Raw genomic sequence first — 19,562 nt, 5'->3', positions numbered from 1 at the left:
TTCTCTTATTCCAGATATCTTGAAAAATAGTATGACTACAGCATCTCCAGATTTCCCCGACACTATTTACGCCATTCAACATCTTGCCTTTGAAGACTTAGGTGTCATGGAGGATGTATTTTATCAACTCGGCTTTCGAGTACGTTATTTTGAAGCTGGTGTGGATGACTTAACAAAAGCATTTCAACACCAAGGTTTAACCATTATTTTAGGCGGACCGATTGGTGTCTATGAAACGGATGACTACCCTTTCTTACAACAAGAAATTGACTTACTAAAAGTTCGTTTAGAAGAAAATTTACCTACCCTGGGTATCTGTTTAGGTGCTCAACTGATTGCACATGCTTTAGGTGCAAAAGTCTATGCTGGACATCAGAAGGAAATAGGCTGGAGCAAACTCAGTATTTCCGATACTGAAAACAACCTGCTTTCAGCATTGATAGATACACCTGTACTACACTGGCATGGTGATACTTTTGATTTGCCTGAACAGGCTGAATTATTGGCCAGCTCTGAAATTTACCCGAATCAGGCTTTTTCGGTGGGCAAAAATATTCTGGCTTTGCAATTTCATATTGAAGTTGCAGCAGAGAGCATGGAAAAATGGCTCATTGGCCATACCTGTGAACTGCGTAAAGCTGAAATTAATATTCCTGCTTTACGTGCGGACAATGAAAAATATGCCATGTCTTTAGAAACGGGTGCTACCGAAATTTTACGAAACTATATGAAGCAAGTGATGAGAAAATAAACTTTAATTTATGATTTAATTCATTTATAAGGGTGTCATTCATTTATATCAGTCTCTGATGATGACACCTTTAATCAGTATTGCGGTAATTCATTTTTTTGCATTGATCAGTCCAGGTCCAGATTTTTTCTTCGTTACTCAAAGTGCAATTCGTCAGTCAAGATCGCACGCCCTCTTTGCTGCCTTAAGTATTTCACTGAGCATTTTAGTCTGGTCAATTTGTACGATCAGCGGGCTGCATTTTTTATTTCAGAAAATTGCCTGGCTGCAGCAGGTGCTGATGATTTTAGGCGGCCTATACCTGCTTTATTTAGGGATCCAATTGCTGAAATCTGCTTTCAATAAAAATCTGACGTCTATCTCAAAAAACCAGAATGAAATTCTGCCGAAAAAATCACACAGCACACTGTTAATTCAAGGTTTTCTGACCAATATGGCTAACCCCAAGGCACTCATCTATTTCAGCAGCATTTTTTCCATCGCGATTAGTACAAATGTCAGTATTTTCGAGCAAAGTTCCTTGCTAGCGCTGGTTTTTATCGAAAGTCTGATGTGGTTTTCTGCTGTTGCTCTGGTTTTTTCTGCAGCAAAAATTAATCATTATTATCAAAAATTCAGCAAGAAAATTGACGGCATTACCGGCGGGATTTTTATCAGTTTTGGCTGCCTGCTGATCTTAAACCGTGATTAACGCATCTAAAATAATTTAAACAAATAAAAAGCACCATTGATGGTGCTTTTTATTTAGCGCATTTTAGGCTTATTTTTTCGCAGGAACAGACGCTTCAGTGGTGATATTTACAGTAACCTTGTCGCCCACATTTGGAACATAGCCGCCAACACCAAAGGCTGAACGGTTAAATGAAGTGGTTGCATTGAAACCAACAGTTTGCAGTTTAGTCATTGGATGCACGGCTTGTTTATTTAATACTGCATCAAGTACCACAGGTTTAGTCACATCTTTCACGGTTAAATTACCAGTGATTCTGTATTTGTTTTTACCTAAAGCCTGAACTTTGGTACTTTTAAAAGTGATGTTCGGATATTTGGCAACATCAAAGAATTCTGCAGTTTGAATATGCTCATCCAATGCTTTTACATTGGTATTGATGCTTGATACTGGAATGTTAACATTTACAGACGAGTTTGCAGGCTTTTCATTATCGACGTTAATGATACCTTGAATGTCAGAAAAGTTCGCAGATGGTGTAGAGAAACCAAAGTGGCTCCACGAGAAAACTGTTGCCGAATGGGTTGGATCAATTTGGTAAGCAACGGGTTTTGCCAATGACAAAGTTGCAACTGATGCAACCGCTAAACCTAAAGTTATTGCTTTAAAATTCATGTGTTCTTATCTCGCTTTGGAATGGTTGTTAGTCTATAGGTTTCTTATCTTAATTCACTGGTATAGATAAAACGATATGTTGCAAGAATAGAACAATCCCTTGGCTTTGCAGATCAATCTGGTATCAATATCAACATATTGATACTAAATATTTGATAAATATAATCAATTATTTTTTAATCAACTTTTATTATTCTATCTCAGTGCATGATTTTAATTATTTTTTAATAATTTTCGAATCATTTAATACAAAAAACACACAGTCAATGGGCTTTATATGGAAAGAAGTGGATCATGCTGCCCTGCTTACAATTGACTGACTTGATCTATTTCAATTTAAACTGATGAACGATTTAAAAATGATCAAAGATTTTCACTACATCACTAAAACAATTAAAGCCCCATGTGGGGCTTTTAAAGATGCTTAATCTTTTATAACTTCTCAACCAAGACACGATCGATTTGTTTTAAACCGGTGTGCTTTTCACGATTTTGACGGCGAACTTTAATGACTTTCTCTTCGTCCAGCTCTTTCAACATTAATACCACAGCCATCATACTTTCTAAAGGCAGATCCTGACCGATCCACTTTTGCTCGCCCGGTTCCATTAAAGTGATTTCATCACTAATCTGATTATAAAGGCTCATATTTTCCTCACTTATGCTGAATAAATGCCATCTCAAAATGAATACTCAATGAATGGCATCACTATATACTTATTCGTAAAAACTACTAGAACAATATCGTTAAAATTTATCAAAATAAAAACGCCCCCTATGGGGGCGTTTTTAACTAAATTAATCTTTTAAAATTAAGCAGTAATTTCTTTTACAGCAGCAACGACAGCATCAGTGGTAATACCGAAGTATTGGTATAAGTCTTTTGCAGGTGCAGATTCGCCATAAGTCATCATACCGATCACACGGCCATCAAGACCTACAAATTTCCACCAGTAATCCACATGCGCAGCTTCAACAGCTACACGAGCACGGATATGAGATGGAAGAACCGCTTCACGATAAGCCGCATCCTGTTTGACGAATTCCTCAGCACATGGCATAGAAACAACACGTACACCTTCAAGTTGTGCATACGCTTCCATTGCAAGAGATACTTCAGAACCTGTTGCAATGATAATTGCTTTTAATTCGCCTTTTTCTTCAGCCAATACATAAGCACCTTTGGCAACATCAGCAATTTGAGCATCAGTACGCGCTTGGAATGGCAAGTTTTGACGAGAGAAGATCAATGCTGTTGGACCTTCAGAACGTAAAAGTGCAGATTTCCAAGAAATTGCTGCTTCGACGGTGTCACATGGACGCCAAGTGTTTAAGTTTGGCGTGCCACGTAAAGATGCAATTTGTTCTACAGGTTGATGTGTAGGACCATCTTCACCCAAACCAATTGAGTCATGCGTATAAACATGAATCACACGTTGTTTCATCAATGCAGACATACGTACAGCATTACGTGCATATTCCATAAACATCAAGAATGTTGCTACGTAAGGGATAAAACCACCGTGAAGTGCAACACCATTGGCAATTGCAGTCATACCGAATTCACGTACACCGTAGTGAACGTAGTTACCGGCAGGATTGTCCTGAACGCCTTCACAACCTTTCCAAAGTGTCAGGTTAGAACCTGCAAGATCCGCAGAACCGCCTAGAATTTCAGGAAGTAACGGACCAAATGCTTGAAGTGCATTTTGGCTTGCTTTACGCGTCGCAACAGTTTCACCTTTTGCATTCACTTCAGCAATATATGCATCTGCATTTGCAACGAAGTCAGCAGGTAAATCACCTGAGATACGACGTTTAAGCTCAGCAGCTTCAGTTGGGTATTTAGCAGCGTAGGCAGCAAATACTTCATTCCAAGCAGCTTCAGATTTAGCACCTTTGTCTTTGGCATCCCAAGCAGTATATACGTCTGCAGGAATAACAAATGCTTCTTCTTTCCAGCCTAAAGCTTCACGCGTCAATGCAATTTCGTCATTACCTAACGGTGCACCGTGGCAATCTTCTTTACCCTGTTTGTTTGGTGAACCTAAACCAATCACTGTCTTACAGATGATTAACGTTGGTTTAGCCGTTTCAGCTTTTGCATCTAAAGTGGCTTGACGGATTGCATCAGAATCATGCCCATCAACTTTAATCACTTGCCAGCCATACGCATGGAAACGTTGTGCTGTATCGTCAGAGAACCAGCCTTCAACTTCACCATCAATTGAAATACCGTTGTCGTCATAATAAGCAATCAACTTACCCAGACCTAAAGTACCGGCCAATGAACATGCTTCATGTGAAACACCTTCCATTAAGCAACCATCACCGAGGAAACAGTAAGTGAAATGGTCAACAACTTTAATGTCGTCTTTGTTGAATTGAGCTGCTAAAATTTTTTCTGCCAAAGCAAAACCAACAGCATTAGCAATACCCTGACCTAATGGACCAGTTGTGGTTTCAATACCTGGTGCATAACCCAATTCCGGGTGACCTGGCGTTTTAGAATGTAATTGACGGAATTGTTGAAGATCCGCAATTGAAAGGTCATAACCGGTTAAATGCAATAATGCATATTGAAGCATTGAACCATGGCCGTTCGACAATACGAAACGGTCACGGTTGGCCCATTGTGGATTTGTTGGGTTATGATTTAAAAATTCGCGCCATACTACATCAGCGATATCTGCCATCCCCATTGGAGCACCTGGATGTCCTGAATTTGCTTTTTGCACAGCATCCATTGCCAATACACGAATTGCATTTGCAATACGACGTTCGTTAAGCGGGGTTGTCATAGGTCAGAGTCCAACTAAATCGTTTAAAGAAGATGATGAATAGGAAAATTCAAAGCTGGCTATATTGTCTTAAAAAAACAGCAAGGGGTAAAGCCTAATAGCCAACATTTCAACATTTATTCGTGACTAGACATATTTAAATGCAGGCAGAGTTCAATTTCACATCGATTTTAAGCATTTAACGGCTAAGTAAAAGCAGTGATTTATTTAATTTAAAACTCATAAATAATATTTCAACGATAACTCAGCTGCATTTTTTTAATCAGAACATTATTCAAACATTTCACTTATCAAAGGAGTCATTTTTTTCATTTACCTATTTATGGATAAATTTCCATCACCTGAGGGTGTCAGTAAAGTTTTATTAAATGAAATTGATCAATTAATAATCAATAAACATAAGAGTTGAATAAAATTCATCTTTGGAAATATTTAATGAAAAATATACTTATTTTAAATTGATGTTTTAGTATTGCTCTTAGTACTTATAAAGGGTTAATAGACTGATCTAAAAACAATCATTAAATACAATTTATTTAAATTAAATTATTGATAATTAACATTATTTTTATATATAAATTTTAGTAAGCAATCTTAACAATAATATTTAAAGCCCCAGCAGATACGCTTTGACTGGCTGATTAAATATGTGCGCCCCAAAAATTTTCATATCGGAAATTCCAGCTTTAAAGCCGATTTTCTTCTGCTTATCAGTTTTTTAGATGCATATATCAATTAAAAAATCGTGAAATTGAAATAATTTCAGTCATTTTAGTCGTGTAGAACTAGTCCAAAAGTCTAACTCGATGTAACATATCGGGTCTTTAAAATTAACTGTGATAGGACTTATGCGCGAGTACGCTGTATTTACCTCGGAATCTGTAAGCGAAGGCCATCCGGATAAAATGGCTGACCAAATCAGTGACGCTATTTTGGATGCAATCTTAAAAGAAGACCCATATGCACGGGTTGCTTGTGAAACGCTTGTAAAAACGGGTGCGGTAGTACTTGCCGGTGAAATCACAACAACTGCAAATGTTGACTTCGAAGCAATTGTACGTCAAACCGTAAATGGAATTGGTTATCACCATTCCGACCTTGGTTTTGATGGTTCAACCTGTGCTGTCATCAACATGATTGGTAAACAGTCTCCTGAGATTGCTCAAGGTGTTGACCGTCAAAAACCTGAAGATCAGGGTGCGGGCGACCAAGGCTTGATGTTTGGTTATGCAAGCCGTGAAACTGACGTTTTAATGCCTGCTCCTATTTCTTATGCACATCGCTTAATGGAAAAACAGGCTGAACTACGCCGTAATGGCCGTTTACCTTGGTTACGTCCAGATGCGAAAAGTCAGGTGACTTTTGCTTATGAAAATGGCATGCCTGTTCGTTTAGACGCGGTGGTATTGTCGACCCAACACGATCCTGAAATTTCACAAGCAAATCTTAAAGAAGCTGTGATTGAAGAAATCGTGAAGAAAGTGATTCCTGCTGAAATGTTCCATGCAGACACTAAATTCCACATCAACCCAACCGGGATGTTTGTGATTGGTGGCCCTGTAGGTGACTGTGGTTTAACTGGTCGTAAAATCATTGTAGATACTTACGGTGGTATGGCACGTCATGGTGGTGGTGCTTTCTCTGGTAAAGATCCATCTAAAGTTGACCGTTCTGCTGCTTATGCAGGTCGTTATGTAGCGAAAAATATTGTTGCTGCTGGTCTTGCGGATAAATGTGAAATTCAGGTGTCTTATGCCATTGGTGTGGCTGAGCCAACTTCTATTTCAATTAATACCTTCAATACAGCAAAAGTGCCTGAAGAATTGATCATTCAATTGGTTCGTGAACACTTCGACTTGCGTCCGTATGGCATTACCCGCATGTTGGACTTGATTCAACCGATGTATAAGCAAACTGCGGCTTATGGTCACTTTGGTCGTGAAGGTTCAGACACTGCATTTACTTGGGAAAAGACAGACAAAGTGGAAGCGCTTAAAGCCTCTGCCGGACTGTAATTTTTTCATAAAAAGCCCACATCTGTGGGCTTTTTATTACGTAAAAATCATTATTTCGTCTTATCTGCCTTTTGTAGAACTTCTAATAATGAAATTTGCACAGGCGTTTCTTGATGATCCTGTAAATAGACATGAACAATTTTAAAGATTATGACTGCTGCAAGGCAGGTTAAAACACAAAAAATCCAGAATCCATACGGACTTCTAATATTATGTGAACCGCAATTTGTGCATTCTTTATGATGGGTTGATTCAACGACCTGATCACAACAGGCACAATGATATTGATATAGCATAGCTATGCTCCTACATTACGCACATTCTTGTTTTTATATTTCCACCCTATTTTTTTGGTGGAAGGTAATATCAATAAAATCTTATGTGAGTCTTTAACGTAATACAAGACTATTTTCAACAAGTAATATAGACCAAAAAATAATTTATAAAATTAATCATATAAAACAGTTATTTATATTAAAATTAACATATTCAATCCAATTACAAAGACATTCTTTGTAACAAAGATGGAATTAGTCAAAAATTAAATCGGTGCGTTTAAGATCCACATCTTGCTCATGTTTTTAGCTAAAATAGCAGGCAATGATCTGGAGTGTATGATGGTTCAACTGATTAAAAAAGGTGGCTTACGCGAACGAGCCAACCGTAGCCGCAGCTATAAAGGTTCAGAAAATACTGAAGCAACCTTAAAACCCAATCGCTATTCTCAAGGCGAAAAAAATGAGGACGTACGTACTGCTATTCCCCCATCTACACCACTCACTGATGATTCAGTAAAAAAAGACTAAAGCATCGCTAATGCATCAACCCATAACCAGATTGCAAAAATCAGGAACAATCCCCCCGAAATAATATCGATATAACTCCCTGAACGCTGATAAGCCGCTTTGATTTTTGGCATCGACATAATCAGCATGAACAAAACAAAGACCAAAAAGGTTTGGAGTGGAATAATCACTGCAAGCTGAGTTTTTAAATGGGTCGATGCGGATGAACTCAAGGCTAAGGAAAAAACGCTACTAAAATAAATCAGGGTTTTAGGATTGGATAAATTGGTAAACAAGCCCAATAAAAAATGGTTTTTAGAATCTGGTACAGTGGGTTGTTGACCATCATCCAGATTTATTTCTTGCTTTAGGGTTTTTAAACCATCATTCAACATTGCCCAACCCATACGAGCCAAAAATACTCCACCAATTAACATTAAAACTTGTTGGATCCATGGAAATTGTTCTATCAGCACAGTAAAGCCAAGTAAGGTCAGTACCACCCAAACCACAATACCGACTGAAATACCGAAAATAATTTTTAATGTATTCGCCCTTGAAGTCGATGCCGAACTTTTAGCAATCAGTAAAACATCCGGCCCGGGGCTAAGCTGTGCAACAAAATGCAGTGCACAAATGGTCAAAAGCAATGACATAGAAATAGAGCAGATTTTAAAAAAACGTATTATATCGTTTGCTCAATTTTTTGCATGTCTTGCCATCTGATTTCAATACCAATTTAGAGCTAATAAAAAAGCCGAATCCTGATGATTCGGCTTAAAAAATACAGATCAATAAACTTATTTATTCACATCTTTCATTTCAATTTTTTTCGCATCTGGCATCACTTCGCGCGCTTCGCCATCAATTACACTAGAGTCATGACGCGGTGAACCGCCTTGCTGCTGTTGCATGTCCTGCATTTGACGCATGATATCTGCAAATGGGTTTTGACCTTGAGCACCCCCGCCCATGCCATTCATATCGCCCATCATGCCTCCCATCATTTTTTCCATCATGGCTTGCTGACGTTTTGCCATGGTTTTCATCATGGCATTTTTAAACACATTTTGAACGGCTGGAATCAAAATCAGCACGGCCAAGACATCAGTGATTAAACCTGGAATCAGCAAGAAAAAACCTGCCAAAATTTTTGGCAGATTCCCTGTTAAGGCAGGATCTCCACTCATTTGTCCCATTTGCATTTGCTGCATTTGCGGCATCAAACCTGCTGAATATTTACGAATCAGATTCATACCCATAAGGAAGGCAGCAACAAACCAGAAAAATACGTACCACATACTGCCGACGAGGTCACCCACGCCAATCCAGACAAAGACTTCAAGGATTAAGCCAGCTAAAACAATAAGAAATAATTTCATAAAAATTAATCAAATCTCAACAAAATAAATAGGGTGCAATATTCAAGTGCTTAATCACGATCAAGCTTTTTTGATACGCTTATGTAACAATATGGGCATTATTTTATTTTTAAAGTCTTTATATGTCATTAATTATTGGTATCGATCCGGGTTCTCGTATGACAGGCTACGGTATTATCGAAAAAGATGGGCAAAAATTGACTTTTGTAGATGCAGGCACCATTCGTACCGAAACCCCGGAAATGCCGGAACGCTTAAAACGCATTTTTGCAGGTGTGGAACGTATTGTAAAATTTCATGGTCCTACCGAAGCGGCAGTCGAACAAGTCTTTATGGCACAAAACCCCGACTCTGCGCTAAAGCTTGGTCAAGCTCGTGGTGCTGCCATTGCCGCATTGGTGAATCTGGATTTACAAGTGGCCGAATATACAGCACGACAAATTAAACAATCCGTGGTTGGCTATGGTGCGGCAGATAAAGAACAAGTCCAGATGATGGTGATGCGTATTTTAAATTTAAGCATTAAACCGCAACAAGATGCCGCCGATGCTTTAGCCGCTGCAATTTGCCATGCACACGCATCAGGCAGTATGAGTAAAATGGCAGTACTCAATGCACTTGGCGGTATGGCACGCGGTCGTAGCCGTACCAGCAGTAGAAGAAGATAAGTAGAATATTTACAGATACGGCGCGAAATCTTTACGCATTTCACCAATAGAGGGTTGCTTAGGATAAGTAAAAGTGACTCTCCGGCCGAAGTTTCTTATATTCTTTTTCTGATTGGGATCAATCCGGATCAAAACCAGTTCATCAGGTTCATTGCGATGATTCATTTCGCAAATCATAATGGTTTGATTCCTTTCAATCACTTTATATTTCATGAATTCTTTTTGCACAATGTCTTTAAATGACGCATTGCCTGAGCAACTTGAACTCTCACCACGTTGTGTGTAAATCACCATAACAATGCAAATTGCAATCACAATCGCCACAACCAGATATTTTTCCATCATTTCCCCCTTATATTTTTGTTTTTATCCAAGTCATATTTATCGCAACATTTTAAATGCAATAAAATCCTGTGCTTGATCAAATTCAATTTGAATAATCTTTGAAACTTCGGCACGTGATGGACCAATATAACTGCGTTCGATTATTGTATGGAGCTGATTTTCAGTACCCACAATGACTGCCTCAACTTCACCACTATCCAGATTTTTTACATAGCCTTTAAGCTCTAATTCTAAAGCATGCTGTTCAAACCAGCGGCGGTAGCCCACACCTTGCACTTTGCCATGAATGATTAATTTGATGGCTTTATTCATCATGACTCCCATTGACCACATGATAAATCGCTTCATGCATATGATGAGCCTGCAAACCACGCATCCCTTTTGTCGCCAACCAATCCCCTGCCAAAGCATGTAATGTGACAATTTCATGCAAATGGATTTGCTCAGAAAATTGTGCTTTTAAACTGGCAACCATGCCTGCCAGCACATCCCCCATGCCGCCCGTTCCCATCCCAGCATTGCCTTTTGTGCAAATCCAGAGCTGATCTTGCAAAATCAAACTGCCTGCACCTTTAAGCACCCATTGTCCGGCATATTTTTTTTGCAGTTGATGAATCGCTGCAATTCGATCATTCTCAATATCTTTCACAGAACAATTTAGAAGTTTTGCCGCTTCACCCGGATGGGGTGTCGCATAACTATCGGGTTTTAATAATTCAGGATGTCCAGCTAAAAACCATAAAGCGTCGGCATCGAGCACCACATGTAAATGTTCAGCTGTATTGAGCTTTGGGAACCATTTGAAAAATTGTTGTTCTGACCACGTATCACGTCCTAAACCCATACCAAAACTGACCGCATCGACATGATCTAATAATTGCTGAATCTCTGCTTCGGTCAAGGCATTGATATCACGGAGCATAATATTCGGTGAGCGTGCCAAAATCGCAGTGTGATGTTTCTCATGACAGACAATGGTGACTTTCCCCGCACCCGCACTAAAGGCAGATTCGGCAGCCATCATGACCGCACCGCCCATATCCGCATGTCCACCGATAATGAGTACATGACCATAACTGCCCTTATTCCCAAAAGCTTCGCGTTGCGGAAGTGAAATCTTCGTTGCGGAAAGTTTGGCAATCGGTTCTAATTCTGTATCGGTAGGAATCAGCGAAACGACATCAACTTGCCCTGCAAATTCTTTGCCTTGTCCAGTAAATAATCCTGCTTTTAAACCTAAAGCCGAATAGGTGTAATCGGCTTTGATCGCACAAGGTAAAGGCTGACCACTATTGGCCTGTAAACCACTTGGAACATCAATGGCAATTTTCAAAGCGGATTGAACATTGATGCTTTGAATAATCTGTTGCCAATCCGAATCTAATTCACGGTTTAAACCTATGCCAAACAAAGCATCAATATAACAGTCATATTGTTTTTGAAATTCAAAACCTGAATGAATTTTTAGTTCTGCAGCTACCGCTTCTTGATAGGCACTATATAAATCTTTTGAAACGCCTAATTCGGCGGCATAAATCTCGACATTAAAACCAGCTTGTTTTAAATATTTAGCGGTTAAATATCCATCACCTGCATTATTGCCTTGCCCACAACACACCGCGATTTTTTTTATTTGATGTTGCTGGAAAATGGGAACTAAGCACTGCGCAATCATCCAGGCGACTTGCTGCATCATGCCATAAGAACTGTTTTGCTTGGCAAACCAGCGTTGCTCCCATGCTTGAATACTTTGGCTATGATAAACTGGGCTATGATAAACTTGCTGACGCATTGTTCTTCCCTTCTTATTAAATTATGGCAACATCCACACCGTCACAGAAAATACCTTTAGATCAAACTGATCCTGAAGCGCTAAAAGCGTGGATTAAAGCTCAAGCTTTGCAATTAGGCTTCAGTGATTGTGTCATTGCCAAACCAGATGCTCAAGAAGAATTGCCACGTTTTCAAGAATATTTAAAGCGCGGTTATCATGGCGATATGAAGTTTCTGGAAGAAAATTTAGAAAAACGCGCTGATCCCACTTTGCTGGTTCCCGGCACCAAAAGCATTATTTGCGTACGAATGAATTATCTGGTGGAAACGCCTAAACCGCGTTATGTACCAGATGAACCCAATGCAGCCATCATTGCGCGCTATGCCCGTGGTCGCGATTACCATAAAACCATGCGTGGTCGTTTAAAAACTTTAGCCACTATAATTCGTGAAAAAGTGGGTGATTTTGAATCACGCCCTTTTGCTGACTCGGCACCGGTATTTGAAAAATCTTTGGCAGAAAATGCCGGTATGGGCTGGACAGGAAAGCATACTTTATTAATTCAAAAGAAATCAGGTTCCTTTTTTGTTTTGGGTGAACTCTTTACCTCGCTTGATTTGCCCTTTGACTCCCCTGCAACCAAGCATTGTGGCTCTTGCACAGCATGTATCGACATTTGTCCAACCCAAGCCATTGTTGAACCTTATATGCTCGATGCACGTAAATGCATTGCTTATTTAACTATTGAATATAAAGGCATCATTGCTGAAGAATTACGTCGTGGGATTGGAAATCGGGTTTTTGGCTGTGATGATTGCCAGCTGATTTGTCCATGGAATAGTTTTGCCAAGAAAGCCACGATTGAAGATTTTAATCCACGACATGGTTTGGATCAGATCAACTTACTGGATTTATGGCATTGGGATGAACCGACCTTTTTAGCCAATACTGAAGGCAGTCCAATACGGCGTACCGGTTATCAAAGTTTTATGCGAAATATTGCGATTGGTTTAGGAAATGCACCATTTTCTCATGAAATAATTGAAACTTTAAAGCAAACGCGTGATTCGCATGATCAGATTGTGCAAGTCCATATTGATTGGGCGATTCAGGAACAAGTGACTAAATCTAATCAAGGACTTAACTTATTGTAAGATATTTTCTTAAATTCCACTTTTCTAGATATGTGCAAAGTTTCAGCCTTATAAAAAAATTAGCGTCCAGTTCAGTGCAAAATAAAAAATATCATAAAAAACTTTGCAACTATATTTACAGCAATTCAAGTTACTTTGTAACTAAATATACAATCTTATAATTATCAAATTGATTTCAAATTAATCGATAGATACCATCAAATTTGGCTTTTTATGCCTTTTGATTTCACATAAATTAGGTATGATAAAAAATAATAAATAATGATGATTATGGATTTTCACCAATGAATGTACGTAATGACTGGACACGTGAAGAAATTCAGGCTTTATATAATCAGCCTTTTTTGGATTTAGTTTTTGAGGCACAACGCATTCATCGTGAACACTTCGATCCAAATACGATTCAAGTCAGCACATTGCTTTCAATTAAAACCGGTAAATGCCCTGAAGATTGCAAGTATTGCTCACAGTCAGCGCGTTATGACTCAAAACTTGAAGCTGAAAAACGTATTGCTGTCGATAAAGTGATTCAAGAAGCCAAAGAAGCGCTTGCTTCAGGTTCTTCACGTTTCTGTATGGGGGCTGCTTGGCGTAATCCGCATGAACGCGACATGCCTTATGTATTGGAAATGGTCAGCGAAGTGAAAGCACTGGGCTTAGAAACCTGTATGACTTTGGGTATGCTCAATCAATCGCAAGCCGAACGCCTGAGTGAAGCGGGTTTAGACTATTACAACCATAACCTCGACACCTCTCGCGAATATTATCCCAATGTAATTACCACACGCTCTTATGATGATCGTTTAAATACTTTGGATCATGTCCGTCAAGCAGGTATGAAAGTCTGTAGTGGTGGGATTGTTGGTTTAGGTGAAAACAGTAAAGATCGGATTGGTCTTTTGTACGAACTTGCAACATTACCCATTCATCCTGAATCTGTACCCATCAACATGCTCGTCCCGATTGAAGGTACTCCGCTTGCAGATGTAGAAAAACTTGATATCACGGAATGGATTCGTACCATTGCTGTGGCACGAATTATTATGCCTAAGAGCTATATTCGTCTTTCTGCAGGTCGCGAGTCTCTATCCGATTCGGATCAGGCCTTGGCTTTCATGGCGGGTGCAAACTCATTGTTCTCGGGTGAAAAACTTTTGACCACCCCAAATGCGGGCGAAGGTAAAGACAGACAATTATTTGATAAGTTGGGCTTGGTTGCAGAAAAGGCCAAACCGACAGTTAAAGAGTTATCTGTAGATGCAATGGTAAGTTAAGCTATTGATTTGAAATGTCCATAAAAAAAGCCCACTTTGGGCTTTTTTTATTCGGAAAAATTATTCTGCAACATTACTCTGCAAAGTTATGTGCAGTAATTAAAATCCCATAACTCGAATTCAGATAATCCCCCACCCGAATGATGTCCATACCATTGGCATGATGCACCGCCAATTCTTGAGCAATCGCATCATAAGTGAATGAGTCAAAACTGTCTTGATGATGACACAACCATATTAATGTATCTTCCAGATGCTCATCTACAATATACGTTTGTGCTTTAAAATCTTTATTCATTGGCCTTAGCCTTGCCTAAGTAAAAAGTTTTACTTATCAATTATTACTAATTTTGATCTAAAAACAAAGAAGTGAGCATAAAGCTCACTTCTTTGTTATAAAGAGAATTCAATTAAAGTGGCTTATTAACGCCACACTTTCTGCATTCCTTATGACTTTCCCCAATTTCTTCCATGTGCTCATATTCATAAACATGTAAACAAAATAATTTCATAAGCAATTGAAGCATTCCTAAACTCCTTTTTGATTGTTTTTTAAAATTCAGTTTTTTTTAAAATACATTTCATCCTGAAACCACAATGTGACTAAAAAAACATCACTCCTATTTATTACCACATTTTCGGGATAATTCAAATAATGTAGCAACAATTTTTAGATCAAATGACAAAAATAAAGCTAGAATTAATACTCTTTTTAAATAATGACTTACTTTTAATACTCGGTTAAATAAGGTCATTAAAAAATCCGATAAACAAAAAGGCTGATGAGGTTTAATGTCTGGCTGGCCAACACAGACAAGAAGTATTTTCTACCTCATTGTATTTAAAATATTATGTTGGCAAATGCCAAAAAATAAGCCGAATGATTTGAGTCATTCGGCTTATTGCTGGTATGCAAATACTTAGAATAGAAAATAGCACTTTTTAAATACATTTCATATCAACAACATAGGAGCAACTCGATAATATTCGTAATTGCTCCCACCTGCATAATTTCTATCCTGATACAGCTACAAACTTCTTGCGTGCTGCATGGAGCTTTTTATAGCTGTCGATCAGACGTAAATGACGGTCTAAGCCATCCAGTTTGATACTGGTTTCAGTTAAACCATGGAAGCGGATACTGCCATCCATAGAACCAATCACGGCATCCATCCGTTCATCACCAAACATACGACGGAAATTGGTTTCATAATCATCCAAATCCATGTCGTCATCGAGTTCAACTTCCAGAACGACATTTAAGCATTGGTAGAATAAACCGCGTTCAACCGTATTGGTATTGTATTGCAGGAATTGTTCAACTAAATCTTTCGCTTCTTCAAATTGCTGTAAGGCAATATAAATAAGGAGCTTAAGTTCCAGAATAGTGAGCTGTCCCCAAACGGTATTGTCATCAAATTCAATCCCAATTAAGGTCACGATATCGGTGTAATCATCAGATTCACACTCTTCTAAACGCTCAACCAAGGCTTCTAGCTGTTCATCATCCAAACGATGGATATTTAAAATGTCTTCGCGGAACTGAAGTGCTTTATTGGTATTGTCCCAAATCAGATCTTCAACCAGATAAATTTCCGAATAGCCCGGCACCAAGATACGGCAAGCAGTTGCATCTAAATGCTGATACACAGCCATATAGACTTCTTTGCCCATCTCTTCGAGAATACCGAACATGATTGCCGCTTCTTCCGCATTGGCATTTTCGCCCTCAGAAGTAAAATCCCATTCAACAAATTCATAATCAGATTTTGAGCTAAAGAAACGCCAAGATACCAGACCACTTGAATCGATAAAGTGCTCTACGAAGTTATTCGGTTCAGTGACGGCATTGCTGCTAAAGGTTGGTTTTGGTAGATCATTCAGACCTTCAAAACTACGGCCTTGCAATAGCTCAGTCAAACTACGTTCTAAAGCTACTTCTAATTTTGGATGTGCACCGAAAGAAGCAAAGACACCGCCAGTACGTGGATTCATTAAGGTCACGCACATCACTGGGAATTGACCGCCCAATGAAGCATCTTTTACAAGTACAGGGAAACCTTGCTCTTCCAGTCCTTTAATGCCCGCCACAATGCCTGGATATTTCGCCAATACATCTTCCGGCACATCGGGAAGTGCAATCTCACCTTCTAAAATTTCACGTTTCACCGCACGTTCAAAAATTTCAGACAAACACTGTACTTGTGCTTCGGCCAAAGTATTACCGGCACTCATGCCGTTACTTAAGTACAAGTTTTCAATCAGGTTCGATGGAAAATAAACCACTTCATCATCGGACTGACGCACGAATGGCAATGAACAGATTCCGCGCTCAGTATTGCCCGAGTTGGTGTCGTACAAATGCGTACCGAGGAGCTCATCTTCAGGATTGTAAATCTCTAAAGTATATTCATCCAAAATTTCTTTTGGTAATTCACCTTGTGGACCCGGCTTAAACCATTTTTCATCTGGGTAATGTACAAATTCAGCATTGGCAATGTCTTCACCCCAAAACTGATCGTTGTAGAAGAAGTTACAGTTGAGACGTTCAATGAACTCCCCCAATGCCGAGGCCAAAGCGCTTTCTTTGGTTGAACCTTTACCGTTGGTAAAGCACATTGGTGATTGCGCATCACGAACATGTAAAGACCATACGTTCGGCACGATGTTACGCCATGATGCAATTTCAATCTTCATGCCGAGACCAGCCAAAATGCCTGACATATTGGCAATGGTTTCTTCTAATGGCAGATCTTTACCGGGAATAAAGGTACTGCTTTCAGAGGCTAAACTTGGCATCAATAAAGCTTGTGCATCAGCATCAATGCTTTCCACTTCTTCGATGATAAATTCAGGACCCGTTTGGATCACTTTTTTAACCGTACAACGGTCGATCGAACGCAAAATACCTTGACGGTCTTTTTCTGAAATGTCCGCCGGTAATTCCACCTGAATTTTAAAAATTTGTTTGTAGCGGTTTTCTGGATCTACGATGTTGTTTTGCGACAGACGAATATTATCGGTCGGGATATCACGCGCTGCACAATACACCTTTACAAAGTAGGCGGCACATAAGGCAGAAGATGCAAGAAAATAATCGAATGGTCCTGGTGCTGAACCATCACCTTTATAACGAATTGGTTGGTCGGCAATTACCGTAAAATCATCGAACTTGGCTTCTTGTCGAAGGTTGTCGAGATAATTGACCTTGATTTCCATGCTGGCACCTAACTATTCTTATGTATCCCTACGGACCCATAAGATTCTAAATATTGAAACATAAGCCGAATCACGGAAAAGAAATTGACTTAAAAAAGAGAGTAACTCGCATCATCCGTTTGATGACGACATCGAACGACTAACACGTGTAATGATGGGCGATATTATAGAGGGATTTGGTCAGATTGATAACTTTTGTCTATCTTTACAGACTATTTATAAAAAATGCTTAAAACAAGAACAACTTAGACAAAGATTTCGATTAGCTCCTAAGCCTGTTCACTTAGCAGGATTATTTTTATTACCAAGACTTACCATCTTTTGGACTGATTCGCATATAGAGACTTGTACATCGGATGGTTTTCGGAAAGACTGAAAGTTTTATCGAATTAATTGCTCATGCAGTGATGGAAGGATTTAAGACATAAAACCCCTTGTTCTTTTAAGCTGTAATTTAAAATCGCCTTATAAACAGCGAAAAATATTTTGTAAGGTTTGGATAAACCAAGAGCGTGCCTCCAAATCATCATGATGATTATACCAATTGACACTGACATTAAAGGGTTTAACCGCAAAAGGTAACTCAAAAATATTTACATCACTGTTACGTTCATATACTTTCGCTGCACGTGAAGGTAAGGTAACCAATAGTTCAGAACTACTCCTATAATGCGGTAGTTAATTAAAAAGTTAGTAAATAAAAAATAGCACTACAAAGTGCTATTTTTTTATGATCTTTTCCACATTTTTCTTATTTCATTATAAAAATTTATGAAATTTTTCTAGCTTTATTTATAAAATTTTGATGATGTAACAATTGTATGATGCAAAATAGTTTGTTTATCAACATCCTCAATAAAATTTCCTTCATCGTCCCTATTTTTTCTTAAAAACAACTCTAAAGCCACAATCTCTCCTATTACTTGTGTTTTTGGCATAAATGGAAAACCATCCGAATCTAAATCCTTATTATTTTTATCTGTTCTACTCGAAATTTTTACAAAGGCCTTACCATCAACTCTTAATGCTGTATTCTGATCTGCATTATATATTTCTTCTGCTTTCAATTTATTATCCATTGGCATAAAACATAATGACCTTTCATCTTCTTTATTATACTTATACTTGAAATGCATATCTATATTCGTAAACGTATTAAATTTTGGAGAAAATCCTGCAGAAGTAAACTCTCTAAGACATATCCCACTAAATCCTTTTTTTATAGTATCATATTCATATACAGTATTAATTTCACCAAAGACATCTTCTGAGGTTCTTGTCAGATTATATGAATCAAAAGGAACTGTTATATAATTCTTATTTTCATAAAAGTTAACTTTTTTCTCTATTTCTGGAAGATTATTTTTAAACTCTTGAAGAATTTTTTCTTTTTCAAAAGGACTATGTACTTCATATATTTCTGGTACAAATATAGCCAGAATTTGCTCTTGTGAAAAATCTAAATCTTTATCAGCTGTATTAGCTAAATTCCAATAAACCAAAGACATTCTTTTATCTCTTGAATTAATATCATGAAATTTAGAAAGGTGGGGGATACTTGGATCTTTAGCAACTAGTTCTGGATAATTAAACTCTATATTTGGCTCAACTTTATCGTTGAATTTTTCAGAGACTGTATCATCATAAACTTTTGTATTATTAGAATCATTTGATGGTTTAGTACAACCACTAATAATTGCAAGCATAAATACACTTAAAATATATTTAGATTTCAAATTTCACCTTTTTAATTAATAATATAGAAATACCTAGTATAAAATTAAGCACAATAAATTAAAACAATTTAGTAAAAAAAATCCTATAATTAATAGTATTGACAATCTAATTTAATATTTCTTTATCAAAAATAATGAATACCTGAACATCAAATCATTATAAGTAATTATATTCACACCTAATTCGATTAAAACAGTAAGCGTCCGCTGAACCCCACTTTTCTTATCTGCTCAATATCCCGATAGTGTCCATTATTTATTATAAATGGACATTATGTTTATGGCCTTAGACACTTTTATAGACACTGAACAA

Annotated in this window: 19 protein-coding genes and 1 pseudogene; 7 read left to right on the top strand and 13 right to left on the bottom strand. The window is 38.1% G+C overall.

Annotated features, from left to right (window positions below; genetic code table 11):
* Positions 1–31 precede the first annotated feature (31 nt).
* Together HLH18_RS09530 and HLH18_RS09525 are read left to right on the top strand one after the other, a co-directional pair.
* A complete protein-coding gene (locus tag HLH18_RS09530) occupies positions 32–751 on the top strand; it encodes a glutamine amidotransferase (RefSeq protein ID WP_171546635.1) in 720 nt (239 codons plus the stop codon).
* 58 nt (positions 752–809) lie between these two features.
* Positions 810–1,442, top strand: a complete 633-nt coding sequence (locus HLH18_RS09525; protein ID WP_250852401.1) for a LysE family transporter — start codon at positions 810–812, stop codon at positions 1,440–1,442.
* Positions 1,443–1,511: 69 nt separating this feature from the next.
* On the opposite strand, the gene HLH18_RS09520 is transcribed toward HLH18_RS09525, so the two are convergent.
* The 3 genes from HLH18_RS09520 to tkt form a co-directional block, all read right to left on the bottom strand.
* The gene (locus HLH18_RS09520) at positions 1,512–2,096 is read right to left on the bottom strand and encodes a YceI family protein (RefSeq protein WP_171546634.1); all 585 of its coding nucleotides are present in this window, start codon (positions 2,094–2,096) and stop codon (positions 1,512–1,514) included.
* A 432-nt stretch (positions 2,097–2,528) separates the two neighbouring features.
* A complete protein-coding gene (locus tag HLH18_RS09515; RefSeq protein ID WP_131291760.1) occupies positions 2,529–2,744 on the bottom strand; it encodes a hypothetical protein in 216 nt (71 codons plus the stop codon).
* Positions 2,745–2,908: 164 nt separating this feature from the next.
* Positions 2,909–4,897: a transketolase gene (gene tkt, locus HLH18_RS09510; protein ID WP_171546633.1), complete on the bottom strand. Its 1,989-nt coding sequence runs from the start codon at positions 4,895–4,897 to the stop codon at positions 2,909–2,911.
* Positions 4,898–5,745: 848 nt separating this feature from the next.
* Between tkt and metK the strand changes: the two genes are divergently transcribed.
* Positions 5,746–6,912, top strand: coding sequence for a methionine adenosyltransferase (gene metK / locus HLH18_RS09505; protein WP_171546632.1), 1,167 nt, complete (start codon positions 5,746–5,748; stop codon positions 6,910–6,912).
* Positions 6,913–6,962: 50 nt separating this feature from the next.
* Here the strand turns inward: metK and HLH18_RS09500 are convergent, their stop codons facing one another.
* Positions 6,963–7,208: a hypothetical protein gene (locus HLH18_RS09500; protein ID WP_131291767.1), complete on the bottom strand. Its 246-nt coding sequence runs from the start codon at positions 7,206–7,208 to the stop codon at positions 6,963–6,965.
* A gap of 321 nt (positions 7,209–7,529) precedes the next feature.
* On the opposite strand from HLH18_RS09500, the gene HLH18_RS09495 reads away from it, so the two are divergent.
* On the top strand, positions 7,530–7,718 hold the full coding sequence (locus HLH18_RS09495) for a hypothetical protein (protein WP_171546631.1): 189 nt from the start codon (positions 7,530–7,532) through the stop codon (positions 7,716–7,718).
* On the opposite strand, the gene HLH18_RS09490 is transcribed toward HLH18_RS09495, so the two are convergent.
* Together HLH18_RS09490 and HLH18_RS09485 are read right to left on the bottom strand one after the other, a co-directional pair.
* On the bottom strand, positions 7,715–8,353 hold the full coding sequence (locus HLH18_RS09490) for a LysE family transporter (protein ID WP_171546630.1): 639 nt from the start codon (positions 8,351–8,353) through the stop codon (positions 7,715–7,717). The two genes, HLH18_RS09495 and HLH18_RS09490, sit on opposite strands and share 4 nt — an antisense overlap.
* A gap of 144 nt (positions 8,354–8,497) precedes the next feature.
* Positions 8,498–9,079, bottom strand: a complete 582-nt coding sequence (locus tag HLH18_RS09485) for an FxsA family protein (protein ID WP_171546629.1) — start codon at positions 9,077–9,079, stop codon at positions 8,498–8,500.
* Between the two features lie 122 nt (positions 9,080–9,201).
* Here HLH18_RS09485 and ruvC point away from each other — a divergent pair, with 122 nt between their 5' ends.
* Positions 9,202–9,747: a crossover junction endodeoxyribonuclease RuvC gene (ruvC, locus tag HLH18_RS09480; RefSeq protein WP_171546628.1), complete on the top strand. Its 546-nt coding sequence runs from the start codon at positions 9,202–9,204 to the stop codon at positions 9,745–9,747.
* A gap of 9 nt (positions 9,748–9,756) precedes the next feature.
* On the opposite strand, the gene HLH18_RS09475 is transcribed toward ruvC, so the two are convergent.
* From HLH18_RS09475 to HLH18_RS09465, 3 genes are read right to left on the bottom strand one after another with little or no spacing between them, the layout of a single operon-like run.
* The gene (locus HLH18_RS09475) at positions 9,757–10,092 is read right to left on the bottom strand and encodes a hypothetical protein (protein ID WP_171546627.1); all 336 of its coding nucleotides are present in this window, start codon (positions 10,090–10,092) and stop codon (positions 9,757–9,759) included.
* A gap of 36 nt (positions 10,093–10,128) precedes the next feature.
* Positions 10,129–10,404: an acylphosphatase gene (locus HLH18_RS09470; RefSeq protein WP_171546626.1), complete on the bottom strand. Its 276-nt coding sequence runs from the start codon at positions 10,402–10,404 to the stop codon at positions 10,129–10,131.
* Positions 10,397–11,884: an NAD(P)H-hydrate dehydratase gene (locus HLH18_RS09465; RefSeq protein WP_171546625.1), complete on the bottom strand. Its 1,488-nt coding sequence runs from the start codon at positions 11,882–11,884 to the stop codon at positions 10,397–10,399. The genes HLH18_RS09470 and HLH18_RS09465 overlap by 8 nt, the downstream gene beginning before the upstream one ends.
* A gap of 23 nt (positions 11,885–11,907) precedes the next feature.
* On the opposite strand from HLH18_RS09465, the gene queG reads away from it, so the two are divergent.
* The gene (gene queG, locus HLH18_RS09460) at positions 11,908–13,020 is read left to right on the top strand and encodes a tRNA epoxyqueuosine(34) reductase QueG (protein ID WP_171546624.1); all 1,113 of its coding nucleotides are present in this window, start codon (positions 11,908–11,910) and stop codon (positions 13,018–13,020) included.
* A 284-nt stretch (positions 13,021–13,304) separates the two neighbouring features.
* The gene (gene bioB / locus HLH18_RS09455) at positions 13,305–14,294 is read left to right on the top strand and encodes a biotin synthase BioB (RefSeq protein WP_171546623.1); all 990 of its coding nucleotides are present in this window, start codon (positions 13,305–13,307) and stop codon (positions 14,292–14,294) included.
* Between the two features lie 73 nt (positions 14,295–14,367).
* Here the strand turns inward: bioB and HLH18_RS09450 are convergent, their stop codons facing one another.
* The 4 genes and pseudogenes from HLH18_RS09450 to HLH18_RS09435 all read right to left on the bottom strand — a co-directional run bounded on the left by HLH18_RS09450 (position 14,368) and on the right by HLH18_RS09435 (position 19,219).
* On the bottom strand, positions 14,368–14,592 hold the full coding sequence (locus tag HLH18_RS09450; RefSeq protein WP_171546622.1) for a hypothetical protein: 225 nt from the start codon (positions 14,590–14,592) through the stop codon (positions 14,368–14,370).
* 716 nt (positions 14,593–15,308) lie between these two features.
* Entirely contained in the window at positions 15,309–17,513 is a 2,205-nt protein-coding gene (locus HLH18_RS09445) for an OsmC domain/YcaO domain-containing protein (RefSeq protein WP_171546621.1), read from the bottom strand.
* 465 nt (positions 17,514–17,978) lie between these two features.
* Positions 17,979–18,176, bottom strand: a pseudogene (locus HLH18_RS09440) (LysR family transcriptional regulator); the annotation flags it as partial.
* 125 nt (positions 18,177–18,301) lie between these two features.
* Positions 18,302–19,219 (bottom strand): hypothetical protein, encoded by a 918-nt coding sequence (locus tag HLH18_RS09435; protein ID WP_171546620.1) that lies wholly within the window; start codon positions 19,217–19,219, stop codon positions 18,302–18,304.
* Positions 19,220–19,562: the final 343 nt, after the last annotated feature.

It is taken from the genome of Acinetobacter sp. ANC 5414 (assembly GCF_013004295.1).
In the GTDB taxonomy this organism is placed as follows: Bacteria; Pseudomonadota; Gammaproteobacteria; order Pseudomonadales; family Moraxellaceae; genus Acinetobacter.
The sequence above is the reverse complement of the archived record's forward strand: the minus strand, read 5'-3'. Positions and strand labels throughout refer to the sequence as shown.

Excerpts from the sequence above, each read along its gene's own strand:
- HLH18_RS09450 (WP_171546622.1), bottom strand. The coding sequence starts at position 14,592 with ATGAATAAAGATTTTAAAGCACAAACGTATATTGTAGATGAGCATCTG.
- HLH18_RS09495 (WP_171546631.1), top strand. The coding sequence starts at position 7,530 with ATGGTTCAACTGATTAAAAAAGGTGGCTTACGCGAACGAGCCAACCGT.
- HLH18_RS09515 (WP_131291760.1), bottom strand. The coding sequence starts at position 2,744 with ATGAGCCTTTATAATCAGATTAGTGATGAAATCACTTTAATGGAACCG.
- metK (WP_171546632.1), top strand. The coding sequence starts at position 5,746 with ATGCGCGAGTACGCTGTATTTACCTCGGAATCTGTAAGCGAAGGCCAT.
- HLH18_RS09445 (WP_171546621.1), bottom strand. The coding sequence starts at position 17,513 with ATGGAAATCAAGGTCAATTATCTCGACAACCTTCGACAAGAAGCCAAG.
- HLH18_RS09525 (WP_250852401.1), top strand. The coding sequence starts at position 810 with ATGATGACACCTTTAATCAGTATTGCGGTAATTCATTTTTTTGCATTG.
- HLH18_RS09485 (WP_171546629.1), bottom strand. The coding sequence starts at position 9,079 with ATGAAATTATTTCTTATTGTTTTAGCTGGCTTAATCCTTGAAGTCTTT.
- tkt (WP_171546633.1), bottom strand. The coding sequence starts at position 4,897 with ATGACAACCCCGCTTAACGAACGTCGTATTGCAAATGCAATTCGTGTA.
- HLH18_RS09465 (WP_171546625.1), bottom strand. The coding sequence starts at position 11,884 with ATGCGTCAGCAAGTTTATCATAGCCCAGTTTATCATAGCCAAAGTATT.
- queG (WP_171546624.1), top strand. The coding sequence starts at position 11,908 with ATGGCAACATCCACACCGTCACAGAAAATACCTTTAGATCAAACTGAT.
- HLH18_RS09475 (WP_171546627.1), bottom strand. The coding sequence starts at position 10,092 with ATGATGGAAAAATATCTGGTTGTGGCGATTGTGATTGCAATTTGCATT.
- HLH18_RS09500 (WP_131291767.1), bottom strand. The coding sequence starts at position 7,208 with ATGCTATATCAATATCATTGTGCCTGTTGTGATCAGGTCGTTGAATCA.
- HLH18_RS09435 (WP_171546620.1), bottom strand. The coding sequence starts at position 19,219 with ATGCTTGCAATTATTAGTGGTTGTACTAAACCATCAAATGATTCTAAT.
- HLH18_RS09530 (WP_171546635.1), top strand. The coding sequence starts at position 32 with ATGACTACAGCATCTCCAGATTTCCCCGACACTATTTACGCCATTCAA.
- bioB (WP_171546623.1), top strand. The coding sequence starts at position 13,305 with ATGAATGTACGTAATGACTGGACACGTGAAGAAATTCAGGCTTTATAT.
- HLH18_RS09490 (WP_171546630.1), bottom strand. The coding sequence starts at position 8,353 with ATGTCATTGCTTTTGACCATTTGTGCACTGCATTTTGTTGCACAGCTT.
- ruvC (WP_171546628.1), top strand. The coding sequence starts at position 9,202 with ATGTCATTAATTATTGGTATCGATCCGGGTTCTCGTATGACAGGCTAC.
- HLH18_RS09520 (WP_171546634.1), bottom strand. The coding sequence starts at position 2,096 with ATGAATTTTAAAGCAATAACTTTAGGTTTAGCGGTTGCATCAGTTGCA.
- HLH18_RS09470 (WP_171546626.1), bottom strand. The coding sequence starts at position 10,404 with ATGAATAAAGCCATCAAATTAATCATTCATGGCAAAGTGCAAGGTGTG.